18 protein-coding genes and 1 pseudogene are annotated in these 21,689 nt (G+C 75.6%); 15 read left to right on the plus strand and 4 right to left on the minus strand.

The genetic code is table 11. From position 1 onward, the window contains the following. Window positions 1-95: 95 nt before the first annotated feature. The 4 genes from ACFV4N_RS23555 to ACFV4N_RS23570 all read left to right on the plus strand — a co-directional run bounded on the left by ACFV4N_RS23555 (window position 96) and on the right by ACFV4N_RS23570 (window position 5,220). Window positions 96-1,385 (plus strand): SGNH/GDSL hydrolase family protein, encoded by a 1,290-nt coding sequence (locus ACFV4N_RS23555; RefSeq protein WP_499674739.1) that lies wholly within the window; start codon window positions 96-98, stop codon window positions 1,383-1,385. Window positions 1,386-1,920: 535 nt separating this feature from the next. Continuing rightward, a complete protein-coding gene (locus tag ACFV4N_RS23560) occupies window positions 1,921-3,402 on the plus strand; it encodes a class I adenylate-forming enzyme family protein (RefSeq protein ID WP_499674740.1) in 1,482 nt (493 codons plus the stop codon). Further along, entirely contained in the window at window positions 3,399-4,688 is a 1,290-nt protein-coding gene (locus ACFV4N_RS23565; protein WP_499674741.1) for a type III PLP-dependent enzyme domain-containing protein, read from the plus strand. Before ACFV4N_RS23560 ends, ACFV4N_RS23565 begins: the two co-directional genes overlap by 4 nt. A 61-nt stretch (window positions 4,689-4,749) precedes the next feature. Then, window positions 4,750-5,220: a ricin-type beta-trefoil lectin domain protein gene (locus tag ACFV4N_RS23570; RefSeq protein ID WP_499674742.1), complete on the plus strand. Its 471-nt coding sequence runs from the start codon at window positions 4,750-4,752 to the stop codon at window positions 5,218-5,220. 10 nt (window positions 5,221-5,230) lie between these two features. Here ACFV4N_RS23570 and ACFV4N_RS23575 read toward each other — a convergent pair whose 3' ends face one another. Beyond that, the gene (locus tag ACFV4N_RS23575) at window positions 5,231-5,821 is read right to left on the minus strand and encodes a TetR/AcrR family transcriptional regulator (RefSeq protein WP_499674755.1); all 591 of its coding nucleotides are present in this window, start codon (window positions 5,819-5,821) and stop codon (window positions 5,231-5,233) included. Window positions 5,822-5,961: 140 nt separating this feature from the next. On the opposite strand from ACFV4N_RS23575, the gene ACFV4N_RS23580 reads away from it, so the two are divergent. The 10 genes from ACFV4N_RS23580 to ACFV4N_RS23625 all read left to right on the plus strand — a co-directional run bounded on the left by ACFV4N_RS23580 (window position 5,962) and on the right by ACFV4N_RS23625 (window position 18,140). After that, complete coding sequence (locus tag ACFV4N_RS23580; RefSeq protein ID WP_499674743.1) at window positions 5,962-7,008, plus strand: aldo/keto reductase; 1,047 nt, start codon at window positions 5,962-5,964, stop codon at window positions 7,006-7,008. Between the two features lie 69 nt (window positions 7,009-7,077). After that, window positions 7,078-8,430, plus strand: a complete 1,353-nt coding sequence (locus ACFV4N_RS23585; RefSeq protein WP_499674744.1) for an alpha/beta hydrolase — start codon at window positions 7,078-7,080, stop codon at window positions 8,428-8,430. 150 nt (window positions 8,431-8,580) lie between these two features. Further along, window positions 8,581-9,789, plus strand: coding sequence for an SGNH/GDSL hydrolase family protein (locus tag ACFV4N_RS23590; RefSeq protein ID WP_499674745.1), 1,209 nt, complete (start codon window positions 8,581-8,583; stop codon window positions 9,787-9,789). Between the two features lie 348 nt (window positions 9,790-10,137). Beyond that, window positions 10,138-11,259: an inositol-3-phosphate synthase gene (locus ACFV4N_RS23595; protein WP_499674746.1), complete on the plus strand. Its 1,122-nt coding sequence runs from the start codon at window positions 10,138-10,140 to the stop codon at window positions 11,257-11,259. Continuing rightward, window positions 11,256-12,200, plus strand: coding sequence for an SCO3242 family prenyltransferase (locus ACFV4N_RS23600; protein ID WP_499674747.1), 945 nt, complete (start codon window positions 11,256-11,258; stop codon window positions 12,198-12,200). Before ACFV4N_RS23595 ends, ACFV4N_RS23600 begins: the two co-directional genes overlap by 4 nt. Continuing rightward, a complete protein-coding gene (locus ACFV4N_RS23605; RefSeq protein ID WP_499674748.1) occupies window positions 12,197-13,588 on the plus strand; it encodes an EboA domain-containing protein in 1,392 nt (463 codons plus the stop codon). The genes ACFV4N_RS23600 and ACFV4N_RS23605 overlap by 4 nt, the downstream gene beginning before the upstream one ends. Next, complete coding sequence (locus tag ACFV4N_RS23610) at window positions 13,585-14,451, plus strand: TatD family hydrolase (RefSeq protein WP_499674749.1); 867 nt, start codon at window positions 13,585-13,587, stop codon at window positions 14,449-14,451. The genes ACFV4N_RS23605 and ACFV4N_RS23610 overlap by 4 nt, the downstream gene beginning before the upstream one ends. Beyond that, on the plus strand, window positions 14,448-15,581 hold the full coding sequence (gene eboE / locus ACFV4N_RS23615) for a metabolite traffic protein EboE (RefSeq protein WP_499674750.1): 1,134 nt from the start codon (window positions 14,448-14,450) through the stop codon (window positions 15,579-15,581). The genes ACFV4N_RS23610 and eboE overlap by 4 nt, the downstream gene beginning before the upstream one ends. Before the next feature lie 2 nt (window positions 15,582-15,583). Beyond that, on the plus strand, window positions 15,584-16,963 hold the full coding sequence (locus tag ACFV4N_RS23620; protein WP_499674756.1) for an alkaline phosphatase family protein: 1,380 nt from the start codon (window positions 15,584-15,586) through the stop codon (window positions 16,961-16,963). Between the two features lie 73 nt (window positions 16,964-17,036). Then, on the plus strand, window positions 17,037-18,140 hold the full coding sequence (locus ACFV4N_RS23625) for a chymotrypsin family serine protease (RefSeq protein ID WP_499674751.1): 1,104 nt from the start codon (window positions 17,037-17,039) through the stop codon (window positions 18,138-18,140). 45 nt (window positions 18,141-18,185) lie between these two features. On the opposite strand, the gene ACFV4N_RS23630 is transcribed toward ACFV4N_RS23625, so the two are convergent. Next, complete coding sequence (locus ACFV4N_RS23630; protein WP_499674752.1) at window positions 18,186-18,857, minus strand: AIM24 family protein; 672 nt, start codon at window positions 18,855-18,857, stop codon at window positions 18,186-18,188. 142 nt (window positions 18,858-18,999) lie between these two features. On the opposite strand from ACFV4N_RS23630, the gene ACFV4N_RS23635 reads away from it, so the two are divergent. Then, complete coding sequence (locus tag ACFV4N_RS23635) at window positions 19,000-19,947, plus strand: LLM class flavin-dependent oxidoreductase (RefSeq protein ID WP_499674753.1); 948 nt, start codon at window positions 19,000-19,002, stop codon at window positions 19,945-19,947. Window positions 19,948-19,975: 28 nt separating this feature from the next. Here the strand turns inward: ACFV4N_RS23635 and ACFV4N_RS23640 are convergent, their stop codons facing one another. Together ACFV4N_RS23640 and ACFV4N_RS23645 are read right to left on the minus strand one after the other, a co-directional pair. Beyond that, window positions 19,976-21,388 (minus strand): DHA2 family efflux MFS transporter permease subunit, encoded by a 1,413-nt coding sequence (locus tag ACFV4N_RS23640; RefSeq protein WP_499674754.1) that lies wholly within the window; start codon window positions 21,386-21,388, stop codon window positions 19,976-19,978. Next, window positions 21,385-21,689 (minus strand): annotated as a pseudogene (locus ACFV4N_RS23645) (RNA polymerase subunit sigma-70); the annotation flags it as partial. The gene ACFV4N_RS23640 and the pseudogene ACFV4N_RS23645, both read right to left, overlap by 4 nt.

Genomic DNA, 21,689 nt, shown 5'->3' on the forward strand with positions numbered 1-21,689 from the left:
CCGTCAACCCGTTCCGGGTTTTCCCTTCGGTCTTGACCCGGGCAGCGGAGTTGAAGACATTTCACGTCAGTCCGACTGTCAACGAGGAGGTCGTGATGTCCCCGCTTCGACGTCCAGTGCTGGTGGCGCTGCTCGCCGCCGCGCTCGGCTGGTCCGCGACGGCGGTCGCCGGCGCCGCCCCCGACCCGAGAACCCCGGACGCGGCCGCACGGCCCGCCGCGCCGACCACCGCCGCGCTGCCCACCGCCGCCGTCGCGATCGGCGACAGCTTCGTCAGCGGCGAGGGCGCGGGCGACTACCTCCCGGTGACCGACGTCAACGGCGTCGCGCAGGGCTTCCCCGGCTGGTCCGCGCCGAACTCCAACGCCTTCTTCTGCCACCGGTCGGCCAACGCGTCCCTGCTCAAGGCGGACCTGCCGAGCATCCAGGCCCGGTTCAACCTCGCCTGCTCCGGCGGCCAACCGCACGACGTGGCGAACGCCTCCGGCAACCGGGCCAAGGGCCGCGCCGTCGCCTCCCAGCTCGACCAGCTCCGCGCGGTCGCCGGCACCCACGACATCGACCTGGTCCTGGTCGGCCTCGGCTCCAACAACAGCTCGTTCACCTTCGGCGACGTGGCCACGCTGTGCGCGAACCGGTTCATCGCCGACGCCTGGACCGGCTGGTGGGAGTTCTGGGCCGGCGACCCGCCGCAGGCCCCGTGCGCCGTGTCCGACCTGGCCACCGAGGACGAGATCGCCGCGGCCACCGCCGAGACCACCGCGGCCCTGCGCCTGCTGCTCACCACCCTGGCCCAGGTCGACGCCGACGGGCGGCACCGGGTCGTCTTCCAGGACTACACCAACCCGCTCCCGCTCGACATCGCGGCCCAGTACCACGAGGAGGACGGGCGCGACGACACCCGCGACAAGTTCCGCGCCCTCGGCGCCGAGCGGTACGCGGCGGGGTGCCCGGTCCACCGCGCCAGCCTCGCACCGGGCCACGTGTTCTCCGGCAGGCTGGGCACCGTCGTGCAGGGCGCGCACGCCGCGCTGTCGGCCGAGTTCCCCGGCGCCGACCTCGTCCACCTCAACGTGCAGCGGGCCTTCGACGGCGCGCGGCTGTGCGAGCGGGGCGACAGCCCGGCCAACGCGCTGGCCACCCCGATCCGACTCCAGGACGGCCCGACCGGCACGTTCCTCACCAGCCTGTCCGGCTACGACAAGATCGCCGTGCAGCGGATCGCCAACACCTGCGCGACCTACTTCCAGACCTGCCAGGAGTCGTGGCACCCCAACGCCGCCGGGCACGCGGTGCTGGGCCGCTGCCTCACCGGCGCCGCCGCCGCGACCACCCGCGCGGTCGCGTGCGCCCGCTCCGCCGACGGGACCATCACGGTGGGCTGACCAGCGGCCCCACCCCCAGCAGGCCCCCGGGTGCCGTCCGGTCACGCCCACCGCGACCGGACGGCACCCGCACGTTTCGCCCACCCGCACCTCTCACCCGGTGACCACGACCGGCCCGGCCCGCACGGGCGGACAACCCGGTCCGACCCGCGCCGGCGGACAACCCGGCCGGCCCCGGCCACGCCCTTGCCCGGTCCCGCTCGGCCATGGCCGCCGGCTCAGCGGCCGGAGCCGGCAACGCGTTCCACTCCGGCCACCCCGCACCGGCCACCCCGCACCGGTCAGTCCTCTTCGGTCGGTCCACCGGGACCGACTCGCCCGGATCGGTCCACTTCGGCCGGTCCGCCCGGCCCGTTTTCTTTCGAGTGAACCGAGATCCCCGCGCTTGTGGCCCTCATGATCCATTCGGCACGATCGGTCCCGACCGCGACGCGTCCGGCGCGACCACCGCGGCGCCGGCACCCGGCAGTGCCGCCCCCTCGTCGTCGCCACGTCGGCGTCGCCACGTCAGCCGAGAACCACGAGGAGCGCGAACGTGTTGCTGCACGACCTGCTCGACGACGCCGTCACCGCCGCGGGCACCGCGCCCGCCGTGCGCGCCGGCACCCTCCGGTGGACCTACGACCGGCTCGGCGAGGTCAGCGCGGCGTTCGCCACCTGGCTGGACCGCAACGGCGTCCGCCGGGGCGACCGGGTCGTGGTGATCTCGCCGCCCGCCGCCGGGCTGGCCGCGATGCTGTTCGCCTGCTCCCGCCTGGGCGCCGTGCTCGTGCCCCTGGACCCGGCCATGCGGCCGTTCCACCTGTCGGCCGTGCTGCGCGACGCCGAGCCCGTGCTCGTGCTGGCCGAGGACGTCGACCGCGTCCGCGACCTGGCGCCGTGCCCGGTGCTCGACCGCACCGCGGCCTGGGCCGAGGCCTCCGCCGCGCCCGCCGACCTCGACGCGCCGCCCGCCCGCCGCGTCACGCCCGACGACCTCGCGCTGCTCGTCTACACCTCCGGGAGCACCGCCACGCCCAAGGCCGTCATGTGCCCGCACGGCCCGATGACCTTCGCCGCGTCCGCGATCCACGCCGAACTGGGCTACCGGCCCGGCGACGTGGTGTTCAGCCGGCTGCCGATGTCCTGGGACTACGGCCTCTACCAGGTCCTGCTGTGCTGCCTGGGCCGCGCGGAGCTGGTCGTCGTCCAGCAGCACGACGACCTGCGGCTGCTCGACCGCATCCGCGACTCCGGCGCCACCGTGCTGCCGCTGGTCCCCTCGCTCGCCACCATGATCACCACCCTGGCCGGGCGCGTCGGCGGCTCGTCGGCGGCGGTGCGGCTGATCACCAGCACCGGCGCCGTGCTGGCCCAGCCGACCATCGACGCCCTGCGCCAGGTCTTCCCGGGGGCCAGGGTGGTGCGCCAGTTCGGGCAGACCGAGTGCAAGCGCATCAGCATCATGCCCCCGGAGGCCGACCGCGAACGACCGGGCTCCGTCGGCAGGCCCCTGCCCGGCACCACCGTGCGCGTGCTCGGCCCGGACGGCGCGGAGCTGCCGCCCGGCGCGGTCGGCGAGATCGTCGTCAGCGGACCGCACGTGATGTCCGGCTACTGGCGCGCACCCGACCTGACCGCCCGCTCCTTCCGCGTGGCCGCCGACGGCGGGCGCGTGCTGCACACCGGCGACCACGGCCACCTCGACGAGGACGGCTACCTCTACTTCGACGGCCGCCGCGACGGCATGTTCAAGCGCAAGGGATCCCGGGTCAGCACCGTCGAGATCGAGGCGGCGGCCGTCGACGTCGACGGCGTCCGCGCGGCCGTCGCCCTGCCGCCCACCGACGACCGCGACCTGACCCTGTTCGTCGAGGGCGACCTGACCCCGCACGCGGTGCTGCGCGAACTGTCCACCCGCCTGGAACCGGCCAAGGTGCCGGCCACCTGCCTGGTCGTGCCCCGCCTGCCCCTCAACACCCAGGGCAAACCCGCCACCGCCGAGCTGCACGCCCTGCTGGAAGGCGCCTCCCGATGAGCCGACGGGCGGAACTGCTCGAACGCTTCGGCACCCCGCTGTACGTCTACGACCTCGACCGCGTCGACGCCGCGCACGACGACCTCCGCGCGGCCCTGCCGGAACCCGTCGCCCTCCACTACGCGGTCAAGGCCAACCCGCACCCCGACGTCATCCGCGCCCTGCGCGGCGGGGACCGGCCCTGCCGGGCCGAGGTGTCCTCCACCGGCGAACTCGCGGTGGCCCTCGCCGCGGGCGTGCCGCCCTCCCACTGCCTCTACACCGGTCCGGGCAAGACCACCCGAGAACTGGACGACGCGATCAGGCTGGGCGTGCGGCTGTTCTCGGCCGAATCGCCCGGCGACCTCGGCCGCATCGGCGCCGCGGCCGTGGACCGCGGCGTGGAGGTCGACTGCCTGCTGCGCGTCAACGGCGCCACGCCCGGCGGCGCCACCGGCCTGCGGATGACCGGCGCCCCCTCCCAGTTCGGCACCGACGCCGACGCCCTGCCCGCCCTGTTGCCCGACCTCGCGCGCGTCCCCGGCGCCCGGCTGGTCGGCGCCCACTTCTTCCCCCTCAGCTGCGCCCGGGACGAGGCCGCCCTCCTGGCCGAGTTCGCCAACACCGCCGCCTCGGCCGCCGCCCTCCGCGACGCCGGCCTGCCGCTGCGCGTGCTGGACGTCGGAGGCGGGTTCGCCGCGCCGTACGCGACCCCGGGGGAGCGGCCGCGCTACCCCGGGCTGACGGCGGGCCTGGCGACCGCCCTCGACCGGCACCTGCCGGGGTGGCGGCGCGGCGAACCCGCCGTGATCGCCGAATCGGGCCGGTACCTCGTCGGCGACTGCGGCGAGCTGCTGTGCGGGGTGGTCGACGTCAAGTACAGCCGGGGCCGGCGCTTCGTCGTGCTCGACGCGGGCGTCAACACCTTCGGCGGGCTGTCGGGCCTGGGCCGCCTGCTGCCGGTCTCCGTCGTCCTCGACCAGGCCGACGGGCCGACCGCCCCCGCCACCCTCGCCGGTCCGCTGTGCACACCCGGCGACGTCCTGGGCCGCCAGGTCCTCGTCCCGGACCTCGCGCCGGGGGACACCGTGACGATCCCCAACGCGGGCGCCTACGGGCCCACCGCCAGCCTGCTGGCGTTCCTCGGGCGGCCCGCGCCGACCGAGGTCGTGCTCCGCGCAGGCCGGGTGGTGTCGGCGTCACGCCTGGAGCACCGCCGGACCGACCTGGCACCGCCGGCCCTGGGCACCCCCACGGTGATCAAGGACGAGTTCACCCCTCGGGGCACCACGACCACCCGATCGTGAAGGCCTTCCGGTGGGCTAATGGACGGCACACGAAACGCACCCCGGGGGAACCACGCGCGCGTTGCCGACCGTCCTGATCGCCCTGCTGGTGGCCTTCACGCCCACCGCCGCCGCGAACGCGCAGGCCGGGCACGAACGGGACGAGTACGACCAGGTGGTGGTCGACGGCGTCGCGTTCCCCGGCCTGGCGCTGACCTCCCGGGCGCAGTCCGAACCCGTCGCGGTCGACGTGCGGACCGGGCGGCCCGACCAGCGGTGGCGGTTCCACCCGCGCGACGACGGCGCCCTCACCACCGTCGTGCACCGGCAGCTGCGCGGGTGCCTCACGGCGTACTCGCCGACGCGGATCACGGTGCTGGAGTGCATCGGCGCCCGGGGCCAGTCCTGGGTGGAACACCCCCACCCGGACGGCCTGTTCACCCTGGAGAGCGCCCTCCACCAGGGCGAGTGCCTGACCGCGCCGCGCCCGTTCGGGGCCGTCGACGTGAGGCCCTGCCGGGAACGCGACCCGCACCAGGCCTGGACCCGGTGACCGCCCGCGCTCAGCGCGGCAGCCGCAACCCCGCCACGAGGACCCGCACCAGCCGCCGCGCGTCGTAGCGGGGATCGCTGTCCGCGCCGATGCACAGGTTGCCGACCCCGCGCATCAGCTCGATGGCCTCCAGGTCGGACCGGATCTCACCCGCCTCCACGGCCGCGTCGAGCAACCGCGCGCACACGGGCACCAGGCGGTCGATGAAGTAGGCGTGCAGCGTGGCGAAACCGGCCTCGTCGGAGTGCAGCACGCCGGCCAGGCCGTGCTTGGTGACCAGGAAGTCGACGAACAGGTCGATCCACCGGGCCAGCGCGGCGTGCGGGGACCCGCTGCTCGCCAGCAGGGCGGGCCCGGCCTCCGCGCACGCCTCGACCTGGTGCCGGTAGACGGCGATGATCAGGTCCGCCCGCGTCGGGAAGTGGCGGTAGATCGTGCCCATCCCGACACCGGCCCTGGCCGCGATGTCGCGCACCGGCGCTTCGACGCCCGACTCGACGAACACCGCGGCGGCCGCGTCGAGCAGCGTCTTCTCGTTGCGCCGGGCATCCGCCCGCTTGGGCCGGGCCTGCTGCCCCGCACCGCCGTCGCCGTCGTTCACCGTGCCGTCCTCCACGTCCGCGCTTGCCAAACGGAACACTGCTCCGTATCGTCGGCGGAGCAACGTTCCGTTTCTTCATGGTGCCAGGTCGCGGACCTGGCGACCACACCAGACCACGTCAACGACGGAGGAACTCCGCCATGCAGTACCGCACCCTGGGCCGCACCGGCGTACAGGTCAGCTCCCTCGCCCTCGGCGCGATGAACTTCGGCGAGATCGGGCGCACCACCCAGGACGAGGCCACCGCCATCGTCGACGCCGCCCTGGAAGCCGGGATCAACGTCATCGACACCGCCGACATGTACGGCCGGGGCGAGTCCGAGGAGATGGTCGGCAAGGCCATCGCCGGCCGCCGCGACGACCTCGTGCTCGCCACCAAGGCCACCATGCCCATGGGCGACGAGCGCAACCACCGGGGCAGCTCGCGCCGCTGGCTGGTCACCGCCCTGGACGACAGCCTCCGCCGCCTCGGCGTCGACCACGTCGACCTCTACCAGGTCCACCGGTGGGACCCGAGCACCGACGACGAGGAGACGCTGTCGGCCCTGACCGACCTCCAGCGGGCGGGCAAGATCCGGTACCTCGGCTCCTCGACCTTCCCCGCTTACCGCATCGTGCAGGCCCAGTGGGCCGCCCGCGAGCACCACCTGAGCCGGTACGTCACCGAACAGCCCAGCTACTCGATCCTGCAGCGCGGGATCGAGGCCCACGTGCTGCCGGTGGCCGAGCAGTACGGCCTCGGCGTGCTGGCGTGGAGCCCGCTGGCCTCGGGCTGGCTGTCGGGCGCGGTCCGCGCGGGCCGGGAGATCACCACCAGCCGCTCCAAGATCCTGCCGGACCGCTTCGACACCTCCCTGCCCGCCAACCGGGCCCGGCTCGACGCGGTCGAGCGGCTGGTCGAGGTCGCCGACGGGGCCGGGCTGACCCTGATCCAGCTCGCGCTCGGGTTCGTCACCGCGCACCCCGCCGTGACCAGCGCGATCATCGGCCCCCGCACCGCCGACCACCTGACCGCGCAGCTCGCCGCCGCGGACACGGTGCTGCCGGCCGACGTGCTCGACGCCGTCGACGCCGTCGTGGCCCCCGGCGTCGACCTCGCGCCGCACGAGAAGTTCGACACCCCGCCCGCCCTGCTCGACCCGGCGCTGCGGCGGCGCCCGGGGGTTGCCCCCGGCACGCGGACCTGACCAGACTGCACGTCTCCGCTCACCGGGAGCGCTCACGTTTCACCGGGAGCGCTCACGTTGGGGGACGTCATGCGGGTGTTGCCGATCGCCGCGCTGATCGCGGGTCTGCTGGGTCCGCCGGTCGCCGCGCCCGAGGCGCGGGCGGCGGCGATCCCCTGGCAGCCCTGCCCCGAGCAGCCCGCGGCCGACTGCGGCACGGTGTCCGTCCCGCTCGACTGGGCCGACCCGCGCGGCCCGAAGGTGGACCTGGCCGTGTCCCGGGTCCGCGCCACCGACCCCGCGCGCCGGATCGGCGTGGTGTTCGTCGACGCGGGCGGCCCAGGCGGGTCCGGCGCGGAGTTCGCCCGCGCCCCGTACCTGAGCGCCGAGGTGCGGGCCCGGTTCGACGTCGTCGGCTTCGACCAGCTGGGCACCAACAACAGCTCCGCCATCCGCTGCTCGCCCGAGCTGATGGCCCGGCACCCCGGCGACGACCCGGCGGACGAGGCCGCGTTCGCCGCGCTGGCCCGGCACAACCTCGCCGTGCGCGAGGACTGCCGGGCCCGCCACCCGATCTTCGACCACGTGGACACCGCCCGCTCCGCGCGCGACCTGGACGCGGTGCGCGCGGCCCTGGGCGAGCGGAAGATCAGCTTCTACGGCATCTCCTACGGCACGCTGCTGGGCCAGCAGTACGCCGAGCTGTTCGGCCCGCGGGTGCGCTCGATGGTGCTGGACGGCGTGATCGACCACAGCGTGGACCTGCGCGGCTTCGTGCTGGACCGGGCGCGGGCCGCGGAGGAGGCGTTCGGCGCGTTCGCCCGGTGGTGCGCCGGGAACGCCGCGTGCGCCCTGCACGGGCGGGACGTCCACGCGGCGTGGGAGGAGGCCCTGGTCGCCGCGGACGAGAACGGGCCGGGGCGGGACGAGCTCGTCCAGTGGGCGTTCGCGGAGCTCCGCGACGGGGCGTGGGAGGGCCTGGCGTCGCTGATCGCGCAGGTCGGCGGTGCCAGGGCGGCGTTCGAGCCGAACTACGACTCGCTCACCCACGCCGTGGTGTGCCAGGACTTCGCGTTGCGGTTCGCCGACTTCGACGAGTACCGGGCGCTGCGCCGGGCCGAGCTGCGCGCCGCGCCCACGCTGCGCGGCACGGTCCTGGGCCACCGGGAGGCCACCACGTGCATCGGGCTCACCGACCGCCCTTCGAACCCGCCGCACCGACTCGACCTCGACCAGGCCCCGCCGCCGCTCCTGCTGACCAGCCGCTACGACGTGGCCACGCCCCACCGGTGGGCCCGGAACGCGCACCGGCAGGCGAAGGGCTCGGGCCTGGTCACCTTCGACGGCCCCGGCCACGGCGTCTACCACGCCAACGACTGCACCAGGACCGCCGCGGACGCCCACCTGCTCGGCGCCGCGCCCCCGCGCGACCGGACCTGCTGACCGCCCGTGCCAACTGCCCGCACCGACCGCCCGGCGCTTCCCCTCCGGGGCGTTGACGCGACGCGTTCCGGGCGGCTACGTTGGCTCGAAAGTTAAGAAGACAGGGTCGAAAGTTGCGGCTCCGGCCGCAGTGGAACCGGGCGGAGGGTCGTGAACGGGACCTCGTCGACCTCCACCGAGCGCTGGGTGCACACCTGGGCGGCGACGCCCCAGCTCACCGAACCCGCCAACATGCCGCCCGAGCCCTTCACCGGCGACGGGGTGGTCCTGGCGGACGCCACGCTGCGCCAGACCGTCCGCGTCTCCGTCGGCGGCGACCGGCTCCGGCTCCGCTTCACCAACGCCTTCGGCGGCGCGCCGCTGCCCATCACCGCCGCCACCGTCGCCCACCCGCGCGACGGCCGGGCCGGCGCCGCCGCGATCGAACCCGGCTCGGCCCGGACCGCGACCTTCTGCGGCAAGCCCTCGACGGTCGTCCAACCGGGCGCCCAGGTGGTCTCCGACCCGATCCCCTTCCCCCTCGGGGCGCAGGCCGACCTGACCGTGACGATCCACCTGGCGCACGGCCAGGCGTCCGCGGAGATCACCTCGCACCCCGGCTCGCGCACCACCTCCCACCTGCTGGCCGGCAACCACGTCCGGGCCGACGCCCTGCCGGGCGCCACCCCCGTCGAGCACTGGTACTTCCTCGGGGGCGTCGAGGTGCCCGCCGGTCCGGGCACCGCCGCCGCGGCCTTCCTCGGCGACTCCCTGACCGACGGGCGCGGCTCCACCACCAACGGCAACGACCGCTGGCCCGACCTGCTGCGCGACCGGCTCCGGTCCCGGCCCGACACCGCCGGCGTCGCGGTGGTCAACCAGGCGGCGGGCGGCAACCGCGTGCTCCGCGACGGCCTGGGGCCCAACGCCTTGGCGCGCCTGGACCGCGACGTGCTGGCGCACAGCGGCATCGCGTGGCTGTTCGTGCTCGAAGGCGTCAACGACATCGGCTGCGCCCAGGCGACCGAAGCCGCCCAGAAGCAGGTCGCCGACGAGCTGGTCGACGCCTACGACCAGATCGTCCTGCGCGCCCACGCCCACGGCATCCGCGTCTACGGCGCGACGATCCCGCCGTTCGGCGGCCACGCCTACGACGACCCCGCGGGGTACCGCGAGGCCGCCCGGCAGGCGGTCAACGACTGGATCCGCACCGGCGGGCGCTTCGACGCCGTGGTCGACTTCGACCGGGCCGTTCGCGACCCGGACCGGCCGCGCGCGCTCAGGGCCGACTGCGACAGCGGCGACCACCTCCACCTCAACCCCACCGGGTACCGGGCGCTGGCCGACGCCGTGCCGCTGGAGCTGTTCACCACCGGGTGACGGACGCCGAGTCGGCCGCTGTGCGCCGGAGCGCGCCCGACCGCGAGCGAGTCGTTACTCTAGGTAACTCTTTCGTCCATTCGTGCACTACTTCTGTTCAGAACGGCCGAAAGTCTTGCGGTCTTCGGCGGAGGGCAAACAGAATCGGCCTCACCTTCCAGCTTGTGAGCTGGAACACAAACGGCCGCTGCCCGTGAAGCCCAGCGTCGTGCGAACGAGGAGACACCGGTGCGACCCCAGCGAACCACGTCCCCACCACCCCGCGGCCACCTCGCCGCCCCGGACCGGACCACCGCACCCGGAACGTCGTCCCCGGTCCCCGCGCCGACCCGCGCCGAGGCGGGCTGAATGGGGCGGACCGGGCTGTGGCTGGTGGGGGCGCGCGGCTCGGTGGCGACCACGGCGGTGTGCGGGCTGCTCGGCCTGCGCGCGGGCCTGGCGCCACCCACCGGCTGCGTCACCGAGCTGCTGGACGCGGACCTGCCGCCGTGGGACTCGCTGGTGGTGGGCGGGCACGACGTGGTGTCCACGCCGCTGGCCAAGCGGGCCGAGCAACTGGCGCGCGCGGGCGTGGTCCCGACCGACCTGCTCGGCCCGGTCGCGGCGGGGCTGCGGGAGGTGGAGGCGGAGCTGCGGGACGTGCCGCAGGGCGCGCAACCCGACGTGGCGGCGCGGCTGGCGGCCGACCTGGCGTCGTTCCGCTCGCGGCACGACCTGGCGCGGGTCGTCGTGGTCAACGTGGCCTCCACCGAGCCGCCGGCCGAACCGCACCCGGCGCACGCCTCCCTCGCCGCGCTGGAGGAGGCGCTGGCGGCCGGTGAACCGGTGCTGCCGCCCAGCTCCCTCGCCGCGTACGCGGCGTTCAAGGCCGGCTGCCCGTTCGCGGACTTCACCCCGTCCACGGGCGTGACCCCGCCCGCGCTGGCCGAACTGGCCGCCGCGGTCGGCGTCCCGTACGCGGGCCGCGACGGCAAGACGGGCGAGACCCTGGTCCGGACCGTGCTCGCGCCCATGTTCACCGCGCGGGCGCTGCGGGTGCTGTCGTGGGCGGGCACGAACCTGCTGGGCGGCGGCGACGGCTCGACCCTGGGCGACCCGGCGCACGCGTCGAGCAAGCTGCGCACCAAGGCGTCCGGGTTGGCCGCGCTGCTCGGGCACCCGGTGACCGCGCCCCTGCACATCGACAACGTCCCCGAGCTGGGCGAGCAGAAGACCGCCTGGGACCACGTGCTGTTCGAGGGGTTCCTCGGCGCGCGGATGTCGTTGCAGTTCACCTGGACCGGCCTGGACTCCGCCCTGGCCGCGCCCCTGGTGCTCGACCTGGGGCGGCTGCTGGCGGCCGCGCACCGGGCGGGCCGCGCCGGTGTGCAGGACGCGCTCGGGTTCTTCTTCAAGGACCCCCTGGGCTCGGGCGAGCACGGTTTCGCCGAGCAGACCAGGGCGCTGGTCGAGTGGGCGGAGGGCCTGTGAACCCCTACCTGCACCTGGTCCGCGCGCCTGCCGCGCTGACCGTGCTCGGCGACACCGTCGCGGGGGCCGCCGGCCGGGGCGCCGCGGAGCGGGATGGTGCCGGCCGAGGTGCTAGCGGCCGGGGTGCTAGCGGCCGGGGCGGTGGCGGTCGGAGCGTCGTCGGCGGGGATGGGGTCGCCGGGGATGGCGTCGGCGGGCTGCGCGGCAGGCGCCTGCTGCTGCCGGCGGCGTCGGTGGCGCTGTACTGGTCCGGCATGGCGCTGAACGACTGGGCCGACCGGCACCTGGACGCCGTGGAGCGACCCGAGCGCCCCATCCCGTCCGGCCGGGTCGACCCCGACCGCGCGCTGGCCGTCGCGGGTGGTCTCGCCGCCCTCGGGCTCGGCCTCGCCGCCGTCGCGGGCGGTCGGCGCGCGCTGGGCACGGCGGCCGTGCTGGCGGGCGCCGTGTGTGCCTACGACACGGTCCTCAAGGACACCCCGGCCGGCCCCCTCGCCATGGCCGCGTGCCGGGGGCTGGACGTGCTGCTCGGCGCGCCGCCGGGCGGGTTCCGGGACGCGCTGCCCGCCGCGTCCGCGCTGGCGGCGCACACCCTGGGCGTGACGGTGCTGTCGCGCGGCGAGGTGCACGGGACGTCGCCCGCGGTGGCGCGGGCGGTGCTCGCGGGCACCGCCGCCACGGCGGTCGCGACCGGTGCCCGCGGGTGGCGCCCGGCGGTCGGCGCGGCGGTGTACGCGGCGCTCGTGGGCCGGGCCCAGCTGGCGGTCGTGCGGTCCGGCGGCGGCGCGGCCCGGGTGCGCGCGGCCACGGCGGCGGGCGTGCACGGGATGGTGCCGTTGCAGGCGGCGCTGGCCGCGCGCGGGTCCTGGCGGTCCGCGCTGGCCGTCGCCTGCGCGCTGCCACTGGCCCGGCGGCTCGGCCGCGAGGTGGGGCCGACATGACCGGCACGACCGTCGAGTTCGGCTACGGCACCAACGGTTTCGCCAACCACCGGCTCGACGACGCGCTCGCCGTCATCGCCGACCTCGGCTACCGGGGCGTCGCGCTCACCCTCGACCACCACCACCTCGACCCGTACGCCCCCGACCTGGCCCGCCGGGTCGACGCCGTGGCCCGGCGGCTGGCCGCGCTGGACCTCCGCGTCGTCGTGGAGACCGGCGCCCGCTACCTGCTCGACCCCCACCGCAAGCACCACCCGACGCTGGTGTCCGACGGGCAGGCGCGGCGCGTCGACTTCCTGGGGCGCGCGATCGCCGTGGCCCGCGACCTCGGCGCGGACTGCACGTCGTTCTGGGCCGGCGTGCGGCCGGCGGACGTGCCGCCCGACGAGGCGTGGTCCCGGCTGCGCTCCGGGGTGGCCGAGGTGGTGGACCTCGCGGCGCGGGCCGGGGTGCGGCTGGGGCTGGAGCCCGAGCCGGGGCACGTGGTGGCACGCCTCGACCAGGCGCTGGCGCTGCGCGCCGAGCTGGGGGAGCCCGACGCCCTGGGCATCACGCTCGACGTGGGCCACTGCGTGGCCGTCGAACCGGAGGACGCGGCGGCGTGCGTGCGGCGCGCCGGGGACCTGCTGGTCAACGTGCAGCTGGACGACATGCTGCCCGGCGTGCACGAGCACCTGGAGTTCGGCGAGGGCGCCTTGGACCTGCGCGGGACGCTCGCCGCGCTGGAGGACGTCGGCTACCGGGGACTGGCCGCCGTCGAGCTGCCCCGGCACAGCCACGCCGCGCCCGACGTCGCCCGCCGCGCGCTGGCCGCCCTCCGCGCCGCCGCCACCCCCGACTGGCTCACCGACGCCGAACGGCGGGTCCGCGCCGACCCGACCGCCATCCGCGCCCTGTTCCCGGCCGTCGGCCGCGCGGTCGGACGCGGACCCCTGCGGGCCGGCGACCCGGGCGGCCTGGTGCACGGCACGGTCGACGACGCCGCCCGCGCCCGCCTGGTCGCGGCGCTGCCGGACGCCTCCGAGCTGCCCGACCTCTACCGGCACGGCGACGACGCCGAGCGGCGCGGCGTGCTGCGCGCGCTCACCCCCGGCACCGACCCGGACGTCGGCCTGCCGCTGGTGCGCGACGCGTTGCGCACCAACGACACCCGCCTGGTCGCCGCCGCGCTCGGCCCGTTCGCCGCCGCCCACCTCGACCCGCACACCTGGCGGCACGGCGTGCTCAAGTGCCTGTTCACGGGCGTGCCGCTGGCCGCCGTGCACGACCTGGACCGCCGCGCCGACGACGAGCTGCGCCGGATGACCGCCGACTACGCCGCCGAGCGCGAGGCCGCCGGCCGGCCCGTGCCCGACGACGCCCTGCGCCTGCTGGGGAGGACCCCGTGACGATCTTCGACCCGCACGTCCACATGACGTCCCGGACCACCGACGACTACGAGTCCATGGCCGCCGTGGGCATCACCGCCCTGGTCGAGCCCGCGTTCTGGCTGGGCCAGCCGCGCACGTCGGTCGGCTCGTTCACCGACTACTTCGACTCGCTGATCGGGTGGGAGAGGTTCCGGGCCGCGCAGTTCGGCGTCCGCCACCACTGCGCCCTCGCGCTCAACCCCAAGGAGGCCAACGACCCGCGCTGCGCCGGGGTGCTGGACGTGCTGCCCCGCTACCTCGCCAAGGACGGCGTGGTCGCGGTCGGCGAGGTCGGCTACGACTCGATGACGCGCGAGGAGGACGAGGCGTTCGCCCGCCAGCTGGAACTGGCCGCCGAGCACGACCTGCCCGTGCTCGTGCACACCCCGCACCGGGACAAGGCGGCGGGCACCCGCCGGACGCTGGACGTGCTGCGCGAATCGGGGCTGCCACCCGAGCGGGTGGTGGTGGACCACCTGAACGAGGTGACCGTGGGCCTGGTCGCCGACTCCGGGTGCTGGATGGGGTTCTCCATCTACCCGGACACCAAGATGGACGAGGAGCGGATGGTCGCGATCCTGCGCGAGCACGGCACCGACCGGGTGCTGGTCAACTCCGCCGCCGACTGGGGCCGCTCCGACCCGCTCAAGACCTACCACACCGGGCGCGCCATGCTGGCCGGCGGCTTCGACCAGTCCGATGTGGACGACGTGCTGTGGCACAACCCGGTGGCGTTCTACGGGCAGAGCGGGCGCCTCGTGCTCGACGAGCCCGACACGCCCGCCACGTTCGCGGGCAACTCCGTCCTGCGGGGAACTCCTGCCGGTGGCGGTGGCTCGTGACCCTGTCCTACTGCACCAACGTGCACCCGGCCGAGGACCTGGACGGCGTGCTGGCCCAGCTCGACCGGTACGCCGTGCCCGTGCGCGAGCGCTTCGGCGCGGAGCTGGGCCTGGGCCTGTGGCTGTCCGCGCCCGTGGCCGCCGCGCTCGCCGCCGACGCCGCCAAGCGCGCGGAGCTGGGCGCCGCCCTCGACGCGCGCGGCCTGGTCGTCCGCACGCTCAACGCCTTCCCCTACGGCGGGTTCCACCGAGAGGTGGTCAAGCACGCCGTGTACCACCCGGACTGGACCACGCCGGCGCGCCTGGACTACACCCTCGACTGCGCCACCGTGCTGGCCGACCTGCTGCCCGAGGGCGGCGCCGGCAGCGTCTCCACGTTGCCGCTGGGCTGGCGGCACCCGTGGTCCCCGGCCGACCACGCCACCGCCCTGGCCCGGCTGGGCGACGCGGCGGCCGGGCTGCGCGCCCTGGCCGACCGCACCGGCCGCGCGGTGCGGCTGGCCGTGGAACCCGAACCCGGCTGCGTGGTGGACGACGTGGCCGACGCGGTGCGGCTGCTGGGCGGGCGCGTGGACCCCGGGTTCGTCGGGCTGTGCCTGGACACCTGCCACCTCGCGGTGTCGTTCGCCGACCCGGCCGAGGCGGTGCGGTCGATCGACCGCGCCGGGCTGCGCGTGGTCAAGGTGCAGGCCTCGGCGGCGCTGGAGCTGGCCGACCCGACCGACGCGGCCACCGTGCTCGGGCCCTTCGCCGAACCCCGCTACCTGCACCAGGTGCGCGCCTCCGGCCCCGGCGGCGTGCGCCGGGCCGACGACCTGCCCGAGGCGTTCGCCGAACTGCCCGCCGACGGGCCGTGGCGCGTGCACTTCCACGTGCCGCTGCACGCCGACCCGCCCGCGCCGCTGCGCTCCACCACCGACGTGCTGCGGCAGGCGGTGGCGGCGGTCCGGCAGGTCGGCCACACCCCGGACGTCGAGGTCGAGACCTACACCTGGTCCGTGCTGCCGGGCGGGGTGGACGACCTCGCCGCCGGCATCGCGGCCGAACTGCGCTGGGCCGAGGAGAACCTCGCCGGGGAGGACCCCGCCGGGGGAAGCCCCGCCGACGAGCACGCGGAGGTGCGGGCGTGACGCTGGTCGTGGTCGACGTGGTGGGCATGACACCCGCCCTGCTGCCGCACATGCCGAACCTGCGCGCGGTGGGGGAGAGGGGTTTCCGGGCCGAGCTGGGCACCGTGCTGCCGGCGGTGACGTGCTCCGCGCAGTCCACGTTCCTGACCGGCCTCACCCCGGCCCGGCACGGCATCGTCGGCAACGGCTGGTACTTCCGCGACCTCGGCGAGGTCCACCTGTGGCGGCAGCACAACCGGCTCGTCCAGGGCGAGAAGCTGTGGGAGACCGCCCGCCGCGCCGACCCGGGCTTCACGGCGGCCAACATCTGCTGGTGGTACGCCATGGGCGCCGGCACCGACGTCACCGTCACCCCGCGCCCGATCTACCACGCCGACGGCCGCAAGTCGCCCGACGCCTACGTCCGGCCACCCGCCCTGCACGACGCCCTGGTCGCGGAACTGGGCGAGTTCCCGCTGTTCCGGTACTGGGGGCCGACCGCCGCGCTGCCCTCCAGCGAGTGGATCGTGGGCGCGGCCCGCCGGGTGCTGGCCTCGCAGCGGCCCGACCTGCTGCTGGTCTACGTCCCGCACCTGGACTACGACCTCCAGCGCTTTGGACCGGACTCGCCCGAGGCCGTGCGGGCCGCCCGCGACGTGGATCGGGTCGTCGCGCCCCTGCTGACCGACGCCGAGCGGGCCGGTGCGACGGTAGTCGCGCTGTCGGAGTACGGCATCACCCCCGCCCGCCGCCCGGTCGACCTCAACCGCGCCCTGCGCCGCGCCGGGCTGCTGGAGGTGCACACCCAGGCGGGCATGGAGTACCTGGACCCGTGGACGTCGCGGGCGTTCGCCGTGGCCGACCACCAGCTCGCGCACGTCTACGTCCGCGACCCGGCGGACCTGGCCAGGGCCCGCGCGGTGGTCGCGGAGCAGGCCGGCGTGGACGAGGTCCTCGACCGCGCCGGCCAGGCCCTGGTCGGCCTGGACCACGAGCGCTCCGGCGAACTCGTCGCCGTGGCCGAGCCGGACGCCTGGTTCACCTACTACTACTGGCTGGACGACGACCGCGCCCCCGACTTCGCCCGGGGCGTGGAGATCCACCGCAAACCCGGCTACGACCCGGCCGAGCTGTTCTTCGACCCGGCCGACCGCCTCGCCCGGCTCAAGGCCGGGCTCAACCTGGTGCGCAAGAAGGTGGGGCTGCGCTACGCGATGAAGGCCGTGCCGCTGGACCCGTCACCGGTGCGCGGCACCCACGGCCGGCTGCCCGACCGGCCCGAGGACGGGCCCGTGCTGCTCTGCTCCGCGCCACGCGCCCCCGAGGCGGTGGAGCGCGACGGCCGGCTGCCCGCCACGGCCGTCCGCGACCTGCTGCTGTCCCTGCGCGAACCGCCCCGCTGACCCGGGAGGTCCCGGAACCCGCCCGCCGACCCCGCCGCCGCTGCCGACCCTGCCGCGCAGAGGAGTTCCGCTCGTGAGGACAGCAAGGACGATCACCGCCACGGCCGCCGCGGCCGTCGTCTCCGCGGCCCTGAACGTCGCCGCCGGGAGCGCCGCGCCCGCCGCCGCCGGACCGGTCACCGCCTGGGACCGGATGCTCGCCCAGCAACCGCTGGTGCGCACCGCCGACGGGATCCAGGCCGAGGTGGCGCGCGGCGGGCACGCCGGGTTCGCCGGCCTGGTGCTGGAGGACGACCACGTCGCGCTGTGGTGGAAGGGCGACGTGCCCGCCGCCGTGCGCGACGCCGCGTCCCGGGGCGAGGCCCCGGTGGCCTTCCGGGCCGCCCGCCACTCCAACGCCGAGCTGCGCGAGGCCGCCGAGGTCGTCCAGGCGCGGCGCGGCCCCGGCGTGCACGCGATCAAGGTGCCCGCCGACGGCAGCGGCCTCGTCCTGGGCGCCACGTCCGAGGCCGCGACCCGCGCCCTGCGCGTCGACGTGCCGGTGCGGACCGTCGTGGAGGAGCCGCTGGCCCCGGTGTCCCGGCAGGACGACTCACCGCCGTGGAAGGGCGGCGCGACCATCGTCCTGGGCAACGCGGCCTGCACGTCCGGGTTCGCCGTCCGCAACGGCGACAACGCCCGGTTCCTGCTCACCGCGGGCCACTGCGGCAACCCCGGCACGCGCGTCACCGACCCCACCGGCGAGCACATCGGCACGGCGGGCGCCAAGCACGCCGACCACGACATCATGCTGATCCCCACGGGCAACGTGGTGAACCGGCAGTACGTGGGCGGCGGGGACGGCAACTCCACCGAGGTCGTCCGGGGCTGGGGCGACGTCTACACCGGCGAGTACCTGTGCCAGTCCGGCGTCACCAGCGCCCGCGCCACCGGCGCGCCGGTCTGCGACATCAAGGTCCTCTTCTTCTACGCCGACCGCGAGGACCTCGTGGAGGGCGAGCAGGTGAACGGCCGGACCTCCGCGCGGCCCGGTGACAGCGGCGGCCCCGTCTACGGCCCCTCGTCGGCCGGCGGCGTCATCGCCAAGGGCACCGTGACCAGGGCGGCGGGCTCGCGGATCGGCTTCCAGGACTTCCGCACCGCCGCCCGCGACTTCGGCGTCTACATCCCGCTCTGACCCCGGGGCGCTCCGCGGGGGACGGCCCCCCGCGGAGCGCGCCCGTCACTGGGTCTGCGGCTGCGGGTGCCCCTCGGATGCCTGCACGACGACGATCCCGCGCCCGGACAGCGCGAGCTGGTACGCCTCACCCGAACCCCGCCCGATGACCGCGCCGAGCTTCGCCGTCTTGCGGATCGAGGACTGCAACGAGGTGGACCACAGGACCGCGGACTGCATGTCGACGTACGTCGGCACGTCCACGTCCAGCACGACCGGCGTCCCGAACGCCGTCACGGCGAGCGAGCCGGTGCCCGTGAACGTGGTGTTGAACAGGCCGCCGCTGAGCATCGAGGCGCCCTCGACGCGGTTGATGTCCCACTTGAGGGTGCTCTCGAACGCCAGCACGTTCTTGCCGTTGACGGTCACGCCCTCGTCCTCCAGGTGGAGGATGAACACCTCGTCGGCGTCCTGGGCGAGGAACACGTCGCCGCTGCCCGACACCTTCATCAGCGACATGCCCTCGCCGGTGAGGGCCTTCTTGAACAGCTTGCCGAGGCCGCCGCTGCCCTCGTAGGCGAAGTCGACGTCGCCCTGGTAGGCAACCATCGACCCCTGCTTGGCGAAGAAGAACCCGCCGCTGCCGGTGAGGTCCACCTTGAGCATGCGGCTGTTCTGGAGCTGGAAGCTGCCGGGCTCGACGGATCTCTCCGCGTGGTCGAAAAGTGAACTGCGCATGATCAGATGGTGCAGGTGTTCGCCGGCGCGTGCACCCCGTACCGGTTTTTTTCCACGCGGGTCGGCGCCGGACCCGCCGGGGCCCGCGAGCCCGCCCGGACCCGCGGTTATGATCAAGTCCGCGCCAACCGAGGGAGCCGCCGTGACTCGTGCCGGATCGATCGGGATCATGCTGCCCCGCGACCTCGACGGCGCGGAGGTCCTGCCCTACGCGCGCCGCGCCGACGAACTGGGGTTCGACGAGCTGTGGGTCGTGGAGGACCTGGGCTTCCACGGCGGGATCGCCCAGGCCGCGGCGGTGCTGGCCGCGACCGGCCGGATCCGGGTCGGCATCGGGCTGCTGCCGGTGGGCGCGCGCAACGCGGCGTTCGCCGCCATGGAGGTCGCCACGCTGGCCCGGCTGTTCCCGGGCCGCGTGGACGTGGGCATCGGGCACGGCATGCCCGCCTGGATGCGGTCGGTCGGCGCGTGGCCGGCCAGCCCGCTGACGCTGCTGGAGGAGTACCTGCGCGCGGTGAAGGGCCTGCTGCGCGGGGAAGCGGTCGAGCGGGGCGAACTGGTCGCGCTGGACGGCGTCCGGCTGGAGGGGGCGTGCCTGCCCGAGCACGTGCCGCCGGTCCTGGCCGGGGTGCGCGGCCCGAGGTCGCTGGCCCTGTCCGGCCGCGTCGCCGACGGCACGGTCCTGGCCGAGCCGACCACCCCGGAGTACGTGCGCACCGCCCTCGGGCAGATCGGCGCGCCGGGTCCGCACCGGCTCGTGGGCTACAACGCGGCCGCCGTCGACCCCGACCGGGCGGTGGCGGTCGAGGCCGTCCGGGACGGCCTGGCGTGGATCGGCGAACCCGACTGGGCGCCGCACCTGGCGCCGCTGCCGTTCGCCGACGAGTTCGCGGCGCTGCGCCGGGAGTGCGGCGGCCGCGAGGAGTTCGCGCGCCGGCTGCCCGAGGAGTGGGTGCGGCAACTGGCGCTGGTCGGCACCCCCGACGACGTGCGGGCGCGGCTGGCCGAGCTGTTCGCCGCCGGCCTGGACAGCGCCGTGCTCATCCCCGCGGCCGGGCAGACCCCGGAGCGGCTCGCCACCGTCCTGTGACGCGCGCCCCGGGGCCCCGCCGGACCGGTCAGCGCGCCCCGGACGCGACACCCGCCGACCGCGGTGACGCGGCTGGCATCCCGAGCGCCGCCACCACGCCCACGACCGCGATCGCGGCGACCGCGCCCATCGCCGCCGCGAACCCGTCGCCGAACTCCCCGGCCGACGCGTAACCCCCGGCGCCCGCGAAGACGGCCACCGCGACCGCGACGCCGAACACCCCGCCGAGGATCCGCAGCACCATGAACGCGCCGGACGCCTGACCGACCTCCTGCGGCCGCACCGCGCCCACCACCGACTTCTGCGCCGCGGGCATCGCCATGGTCAACCCGACCCCGCTGACGACCAGCGCGGGCAGCAGCTCCGGGTACCCCGTGCCGGCACCGGAGGCCACCGCGAGCCAGCCCGCGCCGACGGCCTGGAGCGCCAGCCCGCCGACCACGAACCCCCGCTCGCCGTACCGGTCGGCCAACGCGCCGGCGACCGGCGCGCACACCATCAGCGTCGCGGTCCACGGCACCAGCCGCAGCCCCGCGCCCAGCGGCCCCTCGCCGTGCACCACCTGGAAGTACTGGGCGAGGAAGAACAGCGGCCCGTACAGCGAGGCGAACACGCAGAAGTTCGCCGCGTTGGCCGCGGCGAACGCCCGCACCCGGAAGAACCGCATCGGCAGCATCGGCGCCTCCGCGCGCCGCTCCCACAGGACGAAGGCGACCACCAGCGCGACACCGAGCACCAGCGCGCCCAGCACCTCCGCGCTGCCCCAGCCCGCCGCGTTCCCGCGCACCAGGCCCCAGACGACGCCGAACGCCCCCGGCGCCGCGAGCACGACACCCACCAGGTCGAACCGGGTGGCCGGACCGGTGCTCTCGTCGACCCGCCGCACCGCCAGCGCGATCGTGGCCAGCCCCAGCGGCAGGTTCAACCAGAAGATCCACTGCCAGGCCAGCCCCTCGGCGATCACCCCGCCGACGAACGGGCCGCCGAGCGTCGCCAGGCCGGTGATCCCCATGTAGAGGCCCATCGCCCGGCCCCGCTGCCGCGGCGGGAACGCCGCGCTGATCAGCGTCAGCGACAACGGCAGCACCATCGCCGCCCCGGCCCCCTGCGCCGCCCGCGACGCGATCAGCGCGCCGATGCCCGGCGACACCGCGCAGGCCACCGACGCGGCGGTGAACAGCGCCAGGCCGGCGACGAACACCCGGCGGCGACCGAACCTGTCGCCCAGCGCCGCCCCGGTCAGCAGCAGCACCGCGAACGCCAAGCCGTAGGCGTTGACCGTCCACTCCAGCGACTCCAACGAGGCCGCCAGGTCCTGCCGGATCGCGCCCAGCGCCGTCGTCACGACCAGCGCGTCCAGCGACATCATGAACGACGCCGCCGACGCCAGCCCCAGCACCCAGACCTGCCCGGGCGTCATCCTCCCCTCGGCGGTCCTCATCGCGAACCCCGCCCGCGCAGCGACCGGGGCAGCCCGAACGCCGGCAGGAGCGAGTTGTCCACGAACCGCGTCACCGCGCCGACCCGGTCACCGGACAGGGTCAGCACCATCACCCCGTGCGCGTGCAGGATCGGGGTCCGCGGGTCGCGCAGGTAGCAGCCGAACGCCGGCTGGCCGTTCGCCCGCGTGGGGACCAGCGCGTACCGGCGGCCGTCGCGCAGCGCGACCGCGTCGAGGAAGTGCCCGATGGCGACCGGGCCCTGGTACTCCAGCGGCAGCGGTGGCATGGTCAGCCACGCGT

Origin of the sequence: Actinosynnema sp. NPDC059797, from assembly GCF_042732085.1 — a bacterium.
Classification (GTDB): Bacteria; Actinomycetota; Actinomycetes; order Mycobacteriales; family Pseudonocardiaceae; genus Actinosynnema.

What these genes read in the sequence shown, in the direction of transcription:
- ACFV4N_RS23640 (WP_499674754.1), bottom strand. Translation starts at nt 21,388, where the DNA reads ATGAGGACCGCCGAGGGGAGGATGACGCCCGGGCAGGTCTGGGTGCTG.
- ACFV4N_RS23580 (WP_499674743.1), top strand. Translation starts at nt 5,962, where the DNA reads ATGCAGTACCGCACCCTGGGCCGCACCGGCGTACAGGTCAGCTCCCTC.
- ACFV4N_RS23595 (WP_499674746.1), top strand. Translation starts at nt 10,138, where the DNA reads ATGGGGCGGACCGGGCTGTGGCTGGTGGGGGCGCGCGGCTCGGTGGCG.
- ACFV4N_RS23585 (WP_499674744.1), top strand. Translation starts at nt 7,078, where the DNA reads ATGCGGGTGTTGCCGATCGCCGCGCTGATCGCGGGTCTGCTGGGTCCG.
- ACFV4N_RS23605 (WP_499674748.1), top strand. Translation starts at nt 12,197, where the DNA reads ATGACCGGCACGACCGTCGAGTTCGGCTACGGCACCAACGGTTTCGCC.
- ACFV4N_RS23555 (WP_499674739.1), top strand. Translation starts at nt 96, where the DNA reads ATGTCCCCGCTTCGACGTCCAGTGCTGGTGGCGCTGCTCGCCGCCGCG.
- ACFV4N_RS23630 (WP_499674752.1), bottom strand. Translation starts at nt 18,857, where the DNA reads ATGCGCAGTTCACTTTTCGACCACGCGGAGAGATCCGTCGAGCCCGGC.
- ACFV4N_RS23565 (WP_499674741.1), top strand. Translation starts at nt 3,399, where the DNA reads ATGAGCCGACGGGCGGAACTGCTCGAACGCTTCGGCACCCCGCTGTAC.